At 65.3% G+C, this 15,585-nt stretch carries 14 protein-coding genes and 1 pseudogene; 9 read left to right on the top strand and 6 right to left on the bottom strand.

The features are described from left to right. Positions 1-8: 8 nt before the first annotated feature. From P9273_RS28860 to P9273_RS28845, 4 genes are all read left to right on the top strand, one after another. Positions 9-386: a carboxymuconolactone decarboxylase family protein gene (locus P9273_RS28860; RefSeq protein WP_040985791.1), complete on the top strand. Its 378-nt coding sequence runs from the start codon at positions 9-11 to the stop codon at positions 384-386. Further along, the gene (locus tag P9273_RS28855) at positions 383-1,882 is read left to right on the top strand and encodes an aldehyde dehydrogenase (protein WP_278051855.1); all 1,500 of its coding nucleotides are present in this window, start codon (positions 383-385) and stop codon (positions 1,880-1,882) included. The genes P9273_RS28860 and P9273_RS28855 overlap by 4 nt, the downstream gene beginning before the upstream one ends. A 77-nt stretch (positions 1,883-1,959) precedes the next feature. Beyond that, positions 1,960-2,874 carry an SMP-30/gluconolactonase/LRE family protein gene (locus P9273_RS28850; RefSeq protein ID WP_278051854.1) on the top strand — a complete coding sequence of 305 codons (915 nt, stop codon included), beginning with the start codon at positions 1,960-1,962 and terminating at the stop codon, positions 2,872-2,874. A 53-nt stretch (positions 2,875-2,927) separates the two neighbouring features. Continuing rightward, on the top strand, positions 2,928-3,857 hold the full coding sequence (locus P9273_RS28845; protein ID WP_278051853.1) for a LysR family transcriptional regulator: 930 nt from the start codon (positions 2,928-2,930) through the stop codon (positions 3,855-3,857). Between the two features lie 21 nt (positions 3,858-3,878). Here the strand turns inward: P9273_RS28845 and P9273_RS28840 are convergent, their stop codons facing one another. From P9273_RS28840 to P9273_RS28820, 5 genes and pseudogenes are all read right to left on the bottom strand, one after another. After that, positions 3,879-5,252: an MmgE/PrpD family protein gene (locus P9273_RS28840; protein WP_278051852.1), complete on the bottom strand. Its 1,374-nt coding sequence runs from the start codon at positions 5,250-5,252 to the stop codon at positions 3,879-3,881. A gap of 20 nt (positions 5,253-5,272) precedes the next feature. Further along, positions 5,273-6,196, bottom strand: a pseudogene (locus tag P9273_RS28835) (NAD(P)-dependent oxidoreductase); the annotation flags it as partial. A 58-nt stretch (positions 6,197-6,254) separates the two neighbouring features. Then, a complete protein-coding gene (locus tag P9273_RS28830; RefSeq protein ID WP_278051850.1) occupies positions 6,255-7,055 on the bottom strand; it encodes an N-acyl homoserine lactonase family protein in 801 nt (266 codons plus the stop codon). Between the two features lie 58 nt (positions 7,056-7,113). After that, on the bottom strand, positions 7,114-7,941 hold the full coding sequence (locus P9273_RS28825) for an SDR family NAD(P)-dependent oxidoreductase (RefSeq protein WP_278051849.1): 828 nt from the start codon (positions 7,939-7,941) through the stop codon (positions 7,114-7,116). 173 nt (positions 7,942-8,114) lie between these two features. After that, positions 8,115-9,104 (bottom strand): LacI family DNA-binding transcriptional regulator, encoded by a 990-nt coding sequence (locus P9273_RS28820; RefSeq protein ID WP_278051848.1) that lies wholly within the window; start codon positions 9,102-9,104, stop codon positions 8,115-8,117. Between the two features lie 210 nt (positions 9,105-9,314). On the opposite strand from P9273_RS28820, the gene P9273_RS28815 reads away from it, so the two are divergent. Both P9273_RS28815 and P9273_RS28810 read left to right on the top strand, forming a co-directional pair. Then, entirely contained in the window at positions 9,315-9,857 is a 543-nt protein-coding gene (locus P9273_RS28815; protein ID WP_278051847.1) for a hypothetical protein, read from the top strand. A gap of 58 nt (positions 9,858-9,915) precedes the next feature. Further along, complete coding sequence (locus P9273_RS28810) at positions 9,916-10,794, top strand: N-acyl homoserine lactonase family protein (RefSeq protein WP_278051845.1); 879 nt, start codon at positions 9,916-9,918, stop codon at positions 10,792-10,794. A gap of 42 nt (positions 10,795-10,836) precedes the next feature. Here the strand turns inward: P9273_RS28810 and P9273_RS28805 are convergent, their stop codons facing one another. Next, complete coding sequence (locus tag P9273_RS28805) at positions 10,837-11,619, bottom strand: SDR family NAD(P)-dependent oxidoreductase (protein WP_040999668.1); 783 nt, start codon at positions 11,617-11,619, stop codon at positions 10,837-10,839. A gap of 411 nt (positions 11,620-12,030) precedes the next feature. On the opposite strand from P9273_RS28805, the gene P9273_RS28800 reads away from it, so the two are divergent. The 3 genes from P9273_RS28800 to P9273_RS28790 are packed head-to-tail and all read left to right on the top strand — an operon-like array spanning position 12,031 to position 15,570. After that, entirely contained in the window at positions 12,031-12,969 is a 939-nt protein-coding gene (locus P9273_RS28800) for a sugar ABC transporter substrate-binding protein (RefSeq protein WP_278051843.1), read from the top strand. Between the two features lie 40 nt (positions 12,970-13,009). Then, positions 13,010-14,560, top strand: a complete 1,551-nt coding sequence (locus P9273_RS28795; protein WP_278051841.1) for a sugar ABC transporter ATP-binding protein — start codon at positions 13,010-13,012, stop codon at positions 14,558-14,560. Further along, on the top strand, positions 14,557-15,570 hold the full coding sequence (locus P9273_RS28790; RefSeq protein WP_278051839.1) for an ABC transporter permease: 1,014 nt from the start codon (positions 14,557-14,559) through the stop codon (positions 15,568-15,570). Before P9273_RS28795 ends, P9273_RS28790 begins: the two co-directional genes overlap by 4 nt. Positions 15,571-15,585: the final 15 nt, after the last annotated feature.

Raw genomic sequence — 15,585 nt, 5'->3', positions numbered from 1 at the left:
ATAACCCGATGGGTAAGGACATGTTCGACAAGGGCTTCGAAATCCGCAAGGCGGTGCTCGGCGCCGAGTTCGTGGAGAAATCCTTCGCCAGCGCCGACGATTTCAATCGTCCGATGCAGGAACTGGTGACCGAATATTGCTGGGGCGCCGTATGGGGTCGCGAGACGCTCGACCGCAAGACGCGCAGCATGCTGAACCTTGCGATGCTGGCTTCCCTCAACCGGCCGCACGAATTGAAGATGCACGTCAAGGGCGCGATCCGCAACGGCGTCACCAAGGACGAGATCCGCGAGGTGCTGCTGCAGGTCGCGATCTATGCCGGCGTGCCGGCCGGCGTCGACGCCTTCCGCAATGCCCGCGAGGCCCTGCAGGAAATCGGCGCATGATCCAGCGTCCGCCGCTCGCCGAGGACAAGCTTGCCATGCTGATCGGCGGCCGCTGGGCCGCCGCGGCATCGGGCGAGTATTTCGAGTCCTTCGATCCCTTCACCGGCAAGGCCTGGGCGCTCGTGCCGCGCGCCGGCGTCGCCGATGTCGATGCGGCCGTCGAGGCCGCCTCACAAGCCTTCCGGGGGGAATGGCGGTCGATGACGGCGAGCGCGCGCGGCCAGATCATGACCCGCTTTGCCGACCTCGTCGCCGAGGAGGCGGAAAACCTCGCCGTCCTCGAGACGCGAGACAATGGCAAGCTGATCAACGAAATGCGGATGCAGTGCAGATACATTCCGCAATGGTTCCGCTTCTTCGGCGGGCTGGCCGACAAGATCGAGGGGCGGGTCATCCCGATCGATAAGCCTGGCGTCTTCAACTACACCAAGCTCGAGCCTTTGGGTGTCGTGGCGGCGATCACGCCATGGAACTCGCCGCTGATGCTCGCGACCTGGAAGCTGGCGCCGGCGCTGGCCGCCGGCAACACGGTGGTATGGAAGCCTTCGGAATTCTCATCGGTCTCGGCGCTCTTCTTCGGCAGGCTATTCGAGAAGGCGGGCTTCCCGAAAGGCGTCGTCAACATCGTCACCGGCTTCGGCCATGAGATCGGCGACCGCATGGTCACGCATCCGAGGGTGGCGAAAGTCGCCTTCACTGGCGGCGATGCCACGGGTCGCCGCGTCTACCAGGCCGCGGCCGGCGGGCTGAAAAAGGTGACGCTGGAGCTTGGCGGCAAATCGGCGAACATCGTCTTCGCCGACGCCAAGCTGGAGGCGGCGATCCCCGGACTGGTCTCGGGCATCTTCGCGGCGACCGGCCAGACCTGCATCGCCGGCTCGCGCGCGCTGGTGCAGCGCTCCGTCTACGACCAGGTGGTCGAAAAGCTGGTGGCGTTCGCGAAGACCGCCAGGATCGGCGATCCGCTCGATCCGGACACGCAGGTCGGTCCGATCACGACGCTGCCGCAGCGCAAGAAGGTCCTCGACTATATCGGCATCGCCCGGGACGAAGGCGCCCTCCAGCTTCTCGGCGGCAAGGTGCCCGAAGACAAGGCGATCGCCGATGGCTGGTTCGTCGAGCCGACCATTTTCGGCAATGTCAGCCAGTCGATGCGTATCGCCCAGGAAGAGGTGTTCGGTCCGGTTCTCTCGATCATTCCGTTCGAGGACGAGGACGAAGCCGTGGCCATCGCCAATGATAGCATCTATGGCCTCGCCGCCGGATTGTGGACCCAGGACATCGGCCGCGGCATCCGGCTGCCGGACCGGCTGGAGGCGGGCATCGTCTGGGTCAACATGTACCGCGCGACGAGCTACCTGTCGCCCTTTGGCGGTTACAAGCAGTCGGGCTTCGGCCGGGAAAACGGCCGCACCGCCATCTACGAATATCTCCAGGAAAAGAGCGTCTGGATCGACGCCGGGAACTCCATTCCGGCTCCGTTCGTCCAGCGCTGAAGATCGGCGGGTCGGACGGTCCACTATCCGACCCGCCGATCCAGACCATTGCCATCCGCCCACAAGCGAGACAGCCGATGTCCTGCTACGAGATCATCGATCCGCGCTTCGGCGACCTTATCGATCCGGTCGCTTTCCTCGAAACGCTGCACACCGGCAACCGCTGGGCGGAGGGGCCGGTCTATTTCGCCGACCTGCGCACGCTGGTGTGGAGCGACGTCCCCAACGACCGCATGCTGCGCTGGGACGAGGAGACCGGCGCGGTTTCGCTGTTTCGCGGCAATGTCGCCAATCCGAACGGCAGCACGCGCGACCGCGAAGGCAGGCTCGTGACCTGCATGCAGGGCGAGCGCCGTGTCGTGCGCACCGAATGGGACGGCTCGGTCACCGTGCTTGCGGATGCCTTCGAGGGAAGGCGGCTCAACTCGCCGAACGACGTGGTGGTCAAGTCGGACGGCAGCGTCTGGTTCACCGATCCGAATTACGGCATCATCTCCGACTATGTCGGGCGCCGGGCCGAGCAGGAGCAGCCCGGCTGCCGCGTCTACCGCATCGATCCGCAATCCGGTCGCGTCACCGTCGTTGCCGACGATTTCTCGATGCCCAACGGTCTGGCCTTCTCGCCTGACGAGAAGACGCTCTACATCGCCGATTCCGGTTATCTGACCGACCGCAGCGCGCCGCATCATGTCAGGTCGTTTGACGTTGCCGGCGACAGGCTGGTAAATTCGCGCGTGTTCGCCGAAATATCGCCAGGCATTCCGGACGGGTTCCGGGTCGATATCGCCGGCAACCTCTGGATCAGCGCCTGGGACGGTGTCCAGTGCCACACGCCGGCCGGTGAATTGATCGGCAAGATCCTGGTGCCGGAAATGGTGGCGAACGTCGCGTTTGGCGGCGCGCGGCACAATCGGCTGTTCATCACGGCGACGACTTCGGTCTATGCCGTGTTCCTCAACGTGCGCGGCCTGAAATATCCGTTTCGCACCTAGGGACCGAAGGTTTCGGGCAGGGCACCGCCCGGCGGCGGGTTGGGTGGTTTGAGTTGGACACGAAGCAGCTACAGGTCTTCATCGCGGTCGGCTCGGCGGGCAGCTTCTCGAAGGCCGCCCTCGACCTCAACGTCACCCAGCCGATGATCACGCGCCATATCCGCGGTCTCGAAGAGGAACTGGGTGTAGAACTGTTCCACCGCAACGGCCGCGGCGTGGTGCTCACCGAAGCCGGGGCGCTCCTCAAATCGCATGCCGACGAGATCGTCGAGCGCATGCGGCTCGCGCAAAACGCCGTGTCCAATCTCAGAGCGTCGCCGCGCGGCAGGCTGGTGCTTGGCGTTCCGCCCTCCGTCGGCACGGTGCTGACGGTGCCGCTGGTCAAGAAGATCAAGAACGAGTTCCCGAATGTCGCCCTGCAGGTCATCGAAGGCTTCAGCGGCCACATCCTGGAATGGCTGATCGCCGGCCGCATCGACGCGGCGGTGCTCTACAATTCACCCAACCACCCTTCCGTGCTGACCGAGCCGCTCGCCGACGACGAGCTCTTCCTCATCGGTCCGGCGCTGGCCGAACCTCTGCTGCCGCGCGGCCCAGTTGGCCTCAACGTGCTTGCGGAACTGCCGATGATCCTGCCGAGCCGGCCGCATGGCCTGCGCCGGCTGATCGACAACATCGTCGCCGAGCACGGCATCTATCCGCGCATCGAGATGGAGCTGGAGGCGATGCCGTCGACGCTGCTGCTTGTCGAGGAAGGCGGCGGCTATACGGTCCTGCCCTATGCTTCCGTGCATCTGCTCGCCGAAGCCGGCCGGATCGAGGTCTGGCCGTTCGAGCCGCAGATCACGCGCAAGCTGATCCTCGCGACGTCTTCGCAGAAACCGATGTCCTCGACATTCCGTCCGCTGTTCCGCGCCGTGCGCACGGAACTGAGGGACATCATCTCCACCCATGTCTGGAAGCCGCCGCAGCACAGTCGCTGAGGTCGCTCGGCGGCCTGTCGTTTACGCCTTCGGCCGGGCCAGCGCCATGATCGAACCGACGTCGCTGACGCCGCGCAGCGCCCACAACCTGTCGGCAAGCACGCCGGCATCGATCGCCGGGCAGCCGTACTCAGCGAGGGCGGCGAACTTGTCGCGCAGCGCGGTATCCGTCATCGGCCGCGCCGGACTGCCGGTCGCGGCCAGCTCGCTCGTCTCGAAATGCGACCCGTCGCTGCAGCGGACGGAGATGTATGCCGCCTCGACCGGAATGGCTTCGTCCGTCTCGATCGGACGCACCTTGGCGCGCAATGCCTTCACCTCGGGATCGTTCACCGCCGCGTCGCTGAAATCGGCTGCGCCCGCCGTGCCGCGCGACAGGGCGACAGCGACGGCATGCTGCGCGCTGACCTGCGCCTCCCGGCCCGTGGTGACATCGGGCCTGTCGGCGCGGGCCTTGAGCAGCGGGCAGCCGCGCACTGTGATGTCACTGACCAAGTCGGCGGAGAAATCCGGTGTTCGGCGCAGGGTGAGGCATGCGTCGATGACAGGGTTGAGTACCACGCCGCAGGGATATGGCTTGAACATGTTGCGCAGGTTTTCCCAGTCGCTGCCCAGCCCGCGCTCGATCAGCTCGGACTGCGGCGCGTCGCACAACACCTTGAGGAAACCGCGCGGGCCTTCGAGCGGCATTGGCGGTCCCTCGACCCCGCCCTGCGCCATCAGCGCCGCGAGCAGGCCGCCGCGCGCGGCGGTGCCGACGCCGACGCTTTTGACCATGAAACCCAGTGTTTCGACGAGGCCCGATGCCTGGGCGGAAGCATTGCCGAAGGCCCAGAGGATTTCCTCCTCGCTAAGATCGAGCAGCTTCGCCGCGGCCGCAGCGGCGCCGAAGATCCCGCAGGTCGAGGTGATGTGCCAGCCGCGATTGTAGTGGCCCGGCGAGATCGCATTGCCGATCCGGCAGGTCACCTCCACGCCGAGCACGAAGGCGTGCAGCAGCTCAGTCCCGCTGACCGGCTGAGACTCGGCCAGGGCAAGGAGAACGGGCGCCACGGGCGCGGTCGGGTGGATGATCGTGCCTTGATGGGTGTCGTCGAAATCGAACACGTTCATCGACGCCGCGTTGAGGAAAGCCGCGGTCGGCGCATCGCGCTTGGCCTCATGACCGATCACGGTTGCCGACGCCCCGGCGGAGAAGGGCGCGAGGCTCGCCGCAAGGCGCAGGATCGCCTGGTCGGATGAGCCGCCAAGCGCGGTCCCGAAACCGTTGAAGAGGGCGCGCAGCGCATGCTGCCGCACGGGCTCCGGCACGTCGCTCCATTGCGAATTGCGCACGAACGCCGCAAGCCGGCGCGACAGGCCCGGGGCAATCGCCTGGGGGGAAGTGGCGCTCATCGGATGCGTTCCGGCCGACGTCAGGCCTGGGCCTTCTTGCCGGCAACCGTCACGCCGGCCCAACCCTCGATCGGCTTGATGATTTCGGTCAGGTCCGCGTCCGGGCCGAGATCGCTCTTCGCCACGGTCAGCAGCTGCCGCACCGCGCCGCCGACGATCATCGGCACGCCCAGCGCGTCGCTCTCCTCGAGGCAGAGACGGATGTCCTTGGCCGACAGCCCGATGGCGAAGCCGAAATCGAAGCCGCGGGTAAGGACGAATTTCGGGATCTTCGTCATCGTCGCGTTGGAGCTGCCGCTGCCCGAATTGATGACCTCGAGCATCACGTCCGGATCGAGCCCGGCCTTGGTGCCGAGCACGAGCGCTTCCGAAGCGATCGACAACGCCGTCACCGACATCAGGTTGTTAATCACCTTGATCATCTGGCCCATGCCCGGCTCCAGGCCGACATGGACCGGTTTGCCGAGCGTTTCGAGGATTGGGCGGATCGTTTCCATCGTCGCCGCGTCGCAAGCGGCCATCATCGCCAGCGTGCCTTTTTCAGCGCCGCCCACGCCGCCGCTCACCGGGCAATCGGCCAGCGCGATGCCGGCGGCCTCGAGACCTTTCGCGACGAGGCGCTCCGTCCGCGGACCGGTGGTGGAGAGGTCGATGACGATGCTCGCGCCCTTGGCGGACGCAAGCCCGTCGGGGCCAAGGCAAATGGCCTGCACGATCTCCGGCGTCGGCAGCGAAAGCAGCACCACGTCGCAGCTCTTCGCCAGCTCCGCGGGCGTCGCGGGCCTGCCGGCGCCCTGAGCAGCCAATGCCTCGACGGCGGCGGCATTGGTGTCATAGACGCTCACGTGGTAGCCGGCCGCCATCAGGCGCTTCGCCATCGGCGTTCCCATCCTGCCGGCGCCAGCCAGGCCAAGCTTGAGATCAGTCATTGTCGTCTCCATACGATTTTGTGACGAACACCCCGAGGTTTTCGACCGTCAGGGGCATCGATCAAGAAGGCGCTCACGGCACTCCGGGGATCGGGTCGAGGTCGAGACGCACGATGTCGTCCACGCCCGCCAGGGCGGCGGGATAGCGGGCGAGCACCAGCGGATCGTGGCCCGGGATGATGTGGTTCGGCGTGCTGGCGAGCCTCTTCATAGTGGCGTAGCCGTCCAGCATGTCGGTTGCGCTCTCCAGCACCGGGAAAGGCCGGTTCTGCTCGAAATTCGCGTAGAAATGCGATGCGTCGGAGCCGAGCACCACCCAACCGCGCTGCGTCTTCACCCGGATCACCTGCAGGCCCTTCGAGTGTCCGCCGACACGATGAACGGTGAGGTTGGGGGCGACTTCGGAGACGCCGTCATGGAAAGTCACGCGCCCGGCATAGAGCTTGCCGATCATGCTGGCCACGTCCTCGTAGTCGAACGGATGCCGGAGATAGCTGTGGCACATGCAGCGTCCCGTGCAGTAGGCCATCTCCACGTCCTGGACGTGATAGCGGGCCTTCGGGAACAGCTCGTGATTGCCGGCATGGTCGAAATGCATGTGCGAGATGATGACATCCTCGACCTTGTCCGGATCGATGCCGATCATCTTCAGCCCTTCGCCGACCGGGCGCAGCAGATTGCGTTGGCGCCGGTCCGCGACTTTCGCGTCGAAGCCCGTGTCGAACACGAAAGTGCGCGATTTGCCGACGATCGCCCAGACGAAATAGTCGAGCGGCATCGGGCCGTCATGCGGGTCGCCGCCGATGAAATTCGCGGCCGCATTGCGGTCGTGATGGCCGTAACGGATGGCGTAGACTTCGTAGAGGTCGTCCATGGATAGCTCCCTTCAGCGCCGTGCCCGCGCGAGCATGTCGGTTGGCCTCAGCGCCGGCTCAACTTGCCAGCCAGCCCGCTTCGACCGGCAGCACGGACCCGGTCATGTCGCGGGCGATCGGGCCGCACAGGAAAACGAGCAGGTCCGAGATGCTCCCGGCAGAGACGAAATTGCCGCCCGGCTGCTTGCCTTCGAGGAAGAGCCGCTCGGCCGCCGTCCGATCGATGCCGCGTTCCGCCATCAGCCTCTCCACCCGTTCCTCCGTGCCCGGCGTCAGCACCGACCCTGGGCAGAGACTGTGACAGGTCACGTCGCGATCCAGGTTTTCCAGCGCCACGGCGCGGGTCAGCCCGAGGATAGCAGACTTCGTCGTCACATAGCCGACGCGGTCGGTCGTTCCGCGCATGCCGTAGACCGAGGTGATGTTGAAGATCCGGCCGAAATTCCGGTTGCGCATGTTGGGGAGCAGAAGCCGGATGGCGTGGAACGCGGCGGAGAGGTTGACCGCCAGCGCAAGGTCCCACTGCTCGGCCGGAAAATCCATGACCGGCGCGAAGTGCCGGACGACCGCATTGTTGACGAGGATGTCGATCGGGCCAAGCACCGACATCGCGGCATTGATCAGTCCTTCGACCCCCGACCGCGTCGAGAGATCGGCCTTGTGGTAGGCGACACGGGCGCCCGTCTTGCGGGCGAGCTCATCGCGTTGCGCCTGGATCTGCTCGGCGTCTTCCAGCCCGTGCAGCATGACGCCGCATCCGGCCTCGGCAAGCCTTGCCGCCATCGCCTGCCCGAGACCAGCGGTGGAGCCCGTGATCAAGGCGGTGCATTCGTTGAGCGGCTTCGCCCAGGTGGAGGGCGCCGCCCCCTCGGCTTCCTTCGACAAGCTCAAATCCTGTTCCGCCACTCTGCGAGCATTGCCAAGACCCTTCGTTCCTACCGACAGCCCGCCAGGCACCCGACTGCCCTGCAGGTCTCGACTTTATATTGGTACCGGTAACAAAATGCAATCGCAGAAAAGCGGGGGAGCGGTGTCGCAGTTCCGGTCCCAGGGGCGGGTCAGGTGCTCTCGCGCTGGATGACTTCGAACTTGAGGTCGACGACGCTGCCGCGCAGGTGATCGGCGCCGTCGATGATGCGGCTCAAAAGGATCCGCGCCGTCCGCTCGCCGATATCGTAGCGCGGCAGCCGCAAGGTTGTGATGGAGGGGCTGACATGCCGCAACAGGTCGACATCGTCGAAGCTGGCGAGCGCGATGCGGCCGGGCACCGACCAGTTGCGGCGCTGGCACTCGAACAGCGCGCCGGCGGCCAGAACTTCGCCGGCGCAGAAGAGCGCGTCGACCTCCGGCACGCTCTGCATCACCCGCGCCACCACTTCGGCGCCGGCGGCAAGACCGCGCCCGGTTTCCAGCACCATGCGCGGGTCGGGATCGTGTCCCAATTGCTTGAGCGCAGCCAAATATCCTTTCAGGCGGTCCTGAGAGCGGTCATTGTGCACGGAATAGAGGCTGGCGAAGGCGATCCTGCGGTAACCGAGCCTGCCGAGATGCATGGTCATCGCGTAAGAAGCATCGCGATTTGAATAGCTTACGACCATGTCGAGCGGTTCTTTGGGGATGTTTCCGTTCTCGACCACCGGAATGCCGGACTTGCGGATCTTCTCGATCGCCTGGGGCGTATGCTCCGTGCTGTGCAGCACGAGCCCACCGACCCGATGGCTGAGGAAGACGGTGATGAGTTCCTCTTCCTCATTGGGATCATAGCCCGATTCCGCGATCATCAGTTGGAAGCCGGAGCGCTTCAGCACCTCCGACAGGCCCTTGACCGTCTGCGTGTAGATCGAATTGTCGATGCTGGGCACGATGAGCCCGATGGTCGTCGAGCGGTTCGAGGACAGGCTGCCCGCCAGGTGGTTCGGCAGGTAGCCGATCTCGCGAACCGCCGTCAGCACGCGTTCGCGCATCTCCTCGGATACTTTGCCGGGCTCGTTCAGGACCCGCGAGACGGTCATGGTGGAGACCCCGGCGCGAACCGCGACGTCGCGCATTCGGGCGCTTCCGTTGCGCCTTTCTGGATTGTCGGATGATCGCCTGGGCATGTTTGTTATCGCTCGGTCCGGCCGGCGCGCATCAAATCATTCCCTTGTCAAACAAACAAGCCGTTGGCGCGGGTTGGAGCAATTCTGTTGTTACCGATATCAAAATCGGGTAATGCCCAAGAGAGGAGGACGCCGCGATGCCGGCGTGGAGGATTTGCGATGGGCGTGTATTCCTGCGTCGGCGTGACGGAGCAGTCGCTGCTGCGCTATGCCGACGCCGCGCGTGACGCGCAGCGATTGATCAGCCAGACCCTGACCCAGCTGTCCGGCTATGCGCTGTTCCTGCTGACGTCGCGCCGCCAGGCGGCGCTGGCCGAGGGCGCTCTGGCAGGAGCGAGACAGGCCGTGATGCAGGCGGCCGAAGCCGTTCGCGCCTTGCAGGCGCCGGAGCCGGCCGCGCACCATTATCATCATATGCGCGGCGCCGCCGAGACGCTCATGGAAGCTTGCGCCGCGGCGACGGCTTGCCGCGGGGCGCAGGACAGGTCGGACAAGCGGTTCGACACGCTGACGCGCGCTTTGCGCGCGACGAGCGACCATCTGCGGGCGACGACGCGCCTGCTGCCGGGCTTCGAGCTCGTCGATTTCGGCCAGGCCTGTTGCGCCACACACGCGCCGCGCCTTTCCGGCCAAGGCATCGAGAGCAATTCCAGGAAAAGTGTGAGCGGTTCTCCGTCCGGAATTGCGTCAACAAGGAGATAGAGCGGTCCGCCGTTTCCGTGAAACGGCGAACCGCTCCAGCCTATCAAGGGAGGATTGAATGGCACACTACTCGATCTGGGTGCTGGAATACGCGGCGGTGGAGAAATTCCCCTTCAGCGTCATGATGTACGGGCCGCAGCACCAGGGCACGCGCAAGCTTCCCTATGCCTATGCGCTTCTGAAGGGCGGCGGCGAAACCATCCTGATCGATACCGGCTACGACCATGTCGCCTATGGCGAGCAACTGGCCACCGCCTATGGCGTCTCGAACTATCACGGCCCGCGGGCGGTTCTTGCCGAATGCGGCGTGAAGCCGGAGGACGTGACCAGCGTTTTCATCACCCATGCCCATTTCGACCATATGGGCGCCATGCATTTGTTTCCCAACGCCAAATTCTACGTTCAGAAGAGCGAGCTGGACAAATGGGTCTGGGCCCTGGCGCTCGGGCCGGAATACCGCTTCCTGGTCGGCGGCGGCGATCCGGCCGATATCGTGCGCGCGGTCGAGGCGGCGAAGGAAGGCCGCATGATCTGCATCGACGGCGACCAGGAAAACGTGCTGCCGGGGATCGACGTCCATCTCGCCGCCGACACCCACACTTACGGCAGCATGTATGTGACCGTCCGCAACGACGGCACCAGCAGTGGCGAGGATCGCTGGATATTCGCCGGCGATCTTATCTACACCTACGACAACTTGACCGGGCTCGATCCGGCCGCGCCGCAGATCGTGCCCATCGGGCTGGCCGTCGGCAGCCAGCACAATCTGATCTTCTCCAGCGCCGAAATGCTGAAATCGGTCGGCGGCGACGTGCGCAGGGTGATCCCGGTACATGAGGACCGGCTGCGCACGACATTCCCGTCTCGGCTGACGGACAGGGGGCTTCAGGTGGTGGAGATCGCCCTCGCCAAGGGCGAGAAGAGCTGCGTCGCCTGAACGGGGACGGCAAGGCAGGGGGCAACCCCCTGCCTTGAGGCCTCAGAGCTTGTCGGCGCCCGCGACGAAGCCGCCGCCGTCGATCACCACGGCCTGTCCGGTGATGAAGGACGCAGCGTCCGACGACAGGAAAAGCACCAGCTGCGCGATCTCGGACGGGTCGCTGATGCGGCCCATCGGGATCATCGGCAGCACCGTGTCCTTGGCGCTCTGCTCGCTGCCGAACATGCCACGCAGCAGCGGCGTCATCACCGAGCCGGGCGCGATGGCGTTGACGCGGATGTTCTTTCGCGCGACTTCCAGCGCCACCGAATTGGTGAGGCCGATCACGCCCCATTTGCTGGCGCAGTAGACCGCGGTCGTGGCAAAGCCCATGACGCCGAACAGCGACGAGGTGTTGACGATCGCGCCGCCGCCCTTGGCCGTCATATGCGGGACCTGATGCCTCAGGCCGTTGAAGATGCCGCGCAGATTGACGTCCATCAGCAGGTCGTAATCCTTGTCCTCGAGTTCGTGCACGGGCGCGGTCTTGCCCGGGACGCCTGCATTGTTGAAGGCGATGTCGATGCGCCCGAAGCGGTCGAAGGCATGCTTGTGCAGGGCGGCCATCGCCTTGCTGTCGCGAACGTCGACTTCCTCGAACTCGATCTCGACGCCAAGCGGCTTGACCTCGGCCTTGAGGCTTTCTCCGGAGTCCGCGCCGATGCCGGAAACGTAGAGATTGGCTCCGGCCTTGGCGAAGGCCAGCGCCGTTGCCCGCCCGATGCCGGTCGTCCCTCCGATCAGGATGACGTTCTTGCCGGAAAAGTCGTAGGTCACTTTCATGTCTGCTCCCATCTCGTTCGGACTGTCACGCGCTCGCGGCGCTCTCCATTTCGGCTGCTTCAGCCATAGCCCCAGCTTGATACCGATAACAAGAAAAATCAGCTTAGCAACGCGATCTTGCTCGTTTCAAATCACATGTGCCGTCGCGAACGCGAATTTCACGGGGCACGCGATGCTGGCTATTGCCGGCCTGCTAAAACTACCATATGGTACCGGTACCAAAATTTGTGGCGTGCGTCTCCGTCTCATGTTGGCTCACGGGAGCTGCAACGGAGTCATGCATGCAAGCGGCCGACAGGGGTGCCAGCGGATACGGCAAGGCCGGTGTCCGGCGCCCCTGGTCGGAGTCCGAGGAGAGGGAACCGTCGGCCCGCCATGGCCGGCACCAACGGGGAGAGGAGGATTTCCCAGATGAAAAGGCTTTTGCTCGCCTTACTGACCGCCGGAACGATGATCGTTTCAACCGCCGTGCAGGCGCAGGACCACAAGACACTCGGCATCGTCGCGCTGCTCGCCAACGACGCGCTCAACATCGCGGTCATCGGCGGGGCGACGGACGCCGCCAAGGCAGCCGGCTGGGACGTCAAGGTCACCGACACCCAGGCCAGCGCCGATCAGGCCAACGCGGCGATGAATAACTTCGCGGCCCAGCATGTCGACGCCATCTTCGTGCTGGCCTTCGCCAGCAGCTCGATCGGCTCCGGCCTTGCGGCCGCGCGCGACGCGCATATTCCCGTCGGCACCTGGGGCGGCGAGATCGTCCCCGGCATCGTGGCGACGACCAGCGGCCGGCAGGTCGGCGACGATTCGGTCAAATATCTCCTGGAGAAGACGGGCGAGAAGGCCAATGTGCTGGCCATGACCTTCCATCCGGGCAAGCTCTGCATCGACCGCGGCGTGGCCTTCGATGAAGGCGTCAAGGGTAAGTCGGGCGTCAAGGTGGATTATAGCGAAGTGGTCGCGCCGGGGCAGGTGCAGTTTGGCAACGCCACGGCCGCGGCCTGGCTGACCGCGCATCCCGCCGGCGGCGACACGCCGCTCGCGATCTGGTCGTGTTGGGACGAGCCGATGCAGGGCGCCGTGGCGGCTCTGCGCCAGGCCGGCCGCACCGACGTGACTACTGTGTCGATCAACGGCAGCGCCCAGGCCCTGCAGCTGGTCAAGGAAGGCGACATGACGGCCACGGTTTGGCAGCCCGCCTATCAGGAAGGCAAGGAGGTATTCCAGGCCATTCTCGACTCCATGAAGGCCGGCGATTCCTGGCAGCCGAAGACCATCGAGATCCCCGGCGTGGTGGTGACCAAGGACAATGTCGACAAGTTCATGGCCGAACATCCCAATGGCATGTGAGACCTGCCGGCCGGGCCGCTTTGCGAAACGGAGCGGCTAGGTGTCGGCGACCGTTTCGGCCGCCGACGCATGGATGCGCATCCGCGGCCTGACCAAATCCTTTGCGGGTGAGCTAGCGCTCGACCGCGCCGATCTCGACATCGCGCGCGGCCGGGTGCATGGCCTTGTCGGCGCCAACGGCGCCGGCAAGTCGACGCTGATCCGTTGTCTTGCCGGCGTAACCAGTCCGGACCAGGGCAGCGTGACCATCGCGGGCGACGAGCTTCAGATGGGCTCGCCGCAGGCTTCCGAGCGCGCCGGGCTTGCGTTCATCCATCAGGAACTCAATCTGATCCCGCATTTCAGCGCGTTGCAGAACATGCTGCTTGGCGCGCCGAAGGTGACGCGGTTCGGCATGATCGACTGGAAGCGCTCGGGCGTCGCCGCGCGCGCCGCGGCCGAGCGCGTCGGCATCCGGTTTCCGCTCGATACGAAAGTCTCCGAGCTGTCGGTCGCCCAGCGCTGGCTGGTCATGATCGGCAAGGCGCTCACCCGCGACGCCAGCATGATCGCGATGGACGAGCCGACCGCCTCGCTCTCCGAACCGGAAAGCGAGCAGCTCTTCGCCATCATCCGCGACCTCGCCGCCCAGGGTGTCGCCATCCTCTATGTGTCGCATCGGCTGGAGGAGGTGCTGCAGCTCTGCGACAGGATCACCGTGCTCCGCGACGGCCGCATCGTCAGCGAGGCCGAGCGCGGCGCGCTGGACAAGAAAGGATTGGTCCGCGCCATCATAGGCCATGCCATCCGCACGCCGGACGAGCGCGACCGGCTTGCCGCCGACCGCAGCCGGCAGCCGGTCTTTTCCGCGCGTGCCATCGCCTGGAAGCGGGCGGTGAAGGATGTGAGCCTCGATCTCTACAAGGGTGAGGTTCTGGGACTGGGCGGGCTGGTTGGAGCCGGCCGCACCGAATTCGCCCATCTCGTTACAGGCCTCGCGCGCCCCGAGGCCGGCCATTTCGAGCTGGACGGCAAGCGGCTCGACGTCGCCAACCCGTCCGAAGCGGTGAGAGCCGGCATCGCACTGGTGCCTGAGGAGCGCCGCTCGCAAGGGGTGATGCTGCAGCAGTCCGTCGCCTTCAACATCAACATCTCGACGCTGAAGCTGCTGCGCAGCGTGCCCGGCCTTCCGTTCCTTTCCGACGCCAAGGGCCGGCGGCAGGCGGAAAGCCTCGTTGCCCATCTCGGCATCAAGACGCCGGGCGTCACGGCCAAGATCGCCGGCCTTTCCGGCGGCAACCAGCAGAAGGCGTTGATCGCGCGCTGGCTGAACGCCGGCACGAAACTGCTCATCCTCGACGAGCCATCGCGGGGCGTCGATGTCGGCGCGCGCGAGGAGATCCACGACGCCATCCGCGCGCTTGCCCGTTCCGGCGTCGGCATCCTGGTGATCTCTTCCGATGTCGAGGAACTCACATTGCTGGCCGACCGCGTCCTGGTGATGCGCGAGGGCCGCATCACCGGCGAGCTGACCGGCGCCGACGTCACCGAAGCGCGCATCATCGAACTCAGCTATCACGACGCGCAAGACGATCAAGGAGAAGCGGCATGACGGCCGAGACTGTGCCCGTGGCAAAGGAAGCGCCGCAGCCCCGCAAATCCTCATGGAAACGGACCGCGCTGATCGGCCTGTCGCGCTACGGGACGATCATCGGGCTGCTGCTGATGGTGCTGTTCTTCTCCATCAATGCACCCGGCGTTTTCCTGTCGCGCGCGAACTTCCTCAACATCCTGAGCCAGGCTTCGCTCACCGCGATCATCGCCAGCGGCTTGACCTACACCCTTGTGGTCGGCGAGTTCGATCTCAGCATCGGCTATGTCGCAAGCTTCGTCGGCCTCATCGTCACCGGATTGATGGCGTATGAGGGCTTTCCGATCTGGCTGAGCATCCTGTGCGCGCTCGCTCTCGGCGCCGGCATCGGCATCCTCAACGGCCTGCTCGTGACCAAGGTCAGGATCAATGCGGTGATCTCGACGCTTGGCATCGGGACGATGCTGACGGGCATCGGTTTCACCTACAGCGCCTTTCCGATCGCCACCGGCATTCCCCGCGCCTTCACCGACATCGCGCTCGGCCGCATCGTCTTCGGTCTGCCCAACCCGGTGATCATCATGGTCGTGGTGCTTTTGGCGCTGTGGACCGTGCTCAACAAGACCGACATCGGCCAGAAGATGCAGGCCGTGGGCAGCAACATGGAGGCGGCGAGGCTCTCGGGCATTCGCGTCGACCGCATCAAGATCTTCGCCTTCGCCACCGCCGGCTTCTGCGCCGCGCTCACCGGAACGCTGCTGTCGTCGCTGCTCGGCAGCGGCACGCTGGCCGCCGCCGACGGCTATCTGCTCGACGCCTTCGCCGCGGTGTTTCTCGGTTCCGCCACCTTGCGCGAGGGCGAGTTCCACATCACCGGAACGCTGGTCGGCGTGCTGATCCTGGCGGTCGGCTTCAACGGGCTCAGCATCTTCGGCGCGCCCACGCATTTCCAGCCGATCTTCAAGGGCGGGATCCTGGTTCTCGCCGTCGGCATGTCGGCGCTCGCCCGGCGCTACGCCGCCTCGGCTTGAGAGCGTAGCGACGGA

The organism is Mesorhizobium sp. WSM4935 (assembly GCF_029625735.1).
In the GTDB taxonomy this organism is placed as follows: domain Bacteria; phylum Pseudomonadota; class Alphaproteobacteria; order Rhizobiales; family Rhizobiaceae; genus Mesorhizobium.
Note: the sequence above shows the minus strand (reverse complement) of the source record. Positions and strands in the feature narration are given on the sequence as shown.

Excerpts from the sequence above, each read along its gene's own strand:
- P9273_RS28860 (WP_040985791.1), top strand. The coding sequence starts at position 9 with ATGGGTAAGGACATGTTCGACAAGGGCTTCGAAATCCGCAAGGCGGTG.
- P9273_RS28855 (WP_278051855.1), top strand. The coding sequence starts at position 383 with ATGATCCAGCGTCCGCCGCTCGCCGAGGACAAGCTTGCCATGCTGATC.
- P9273_RS28850 (WP_278051854.1), top strand. The coding sequence starts at position 1,960 with ATGTCCTGCTACGAGATCATCGATCCGCGCTTCGGCGACCTTATCGAT.
- P9273_RS28840 (WP_278051852.1), bottom strand. The coding sequence starts at position 5,252 with ATGAGCGCCACTTCCCCCCAGGCGATTGCCCCGGGCCTGTCGCGCCGG.
- P9273_RS28830 (WP_278051850.1), bottom strand. The coding sequence starts at position 7,055 with ATGGACGACCTCTACGAAGTCTACGCCATCCGTTACGGCCATCACGAC.
- P9273_RS28820 (WP_278051848.1), bottom strand. The coding sequence starts at position 9,104 with ATGCGCGACGTCGCGGTTCGCGCCGGGGTCTCCACCATGACCGTCTCG.
- P9273_RS28815 (WP_278051847.1), top strand. The coding sequence starts at position 9,315 with ATGGGCGTGTATTCCTGCGTCGGCGTGACGGAGCAGTCGCTGCTGCGC.
- P9273_RS28810 (WP_278051845.1), top strand. The coding sequence starts at position 9,916 with ATGGCACACTACTCGATCTGGGTGCTGGAATACGCGGCGGTGGAGAAA.
- P9273_RS28805 (WP_040999668.1), bottom strand. The coding sequence starts at position 11,619 with ATGAAAGTGACCTACGACTTTTCCGGCAAGAACGTCATCCTGATCGGA.
- P9273_RS28800 (WP_278051843.1), top strand. The coding sequence starts at position 12,031 with ATGAAAAGGCTTTTGCTCGCCTTACTGACCGCCGGAACGATGATCGTT.
- P9273_RS28790 (WP_278051839.1), top strand. The coding sequence starts at position 14,557 with ATGACGGCCGAGACTGTGCCCGTGGCAAAGGAAGCGCCGCAGCCCCGC.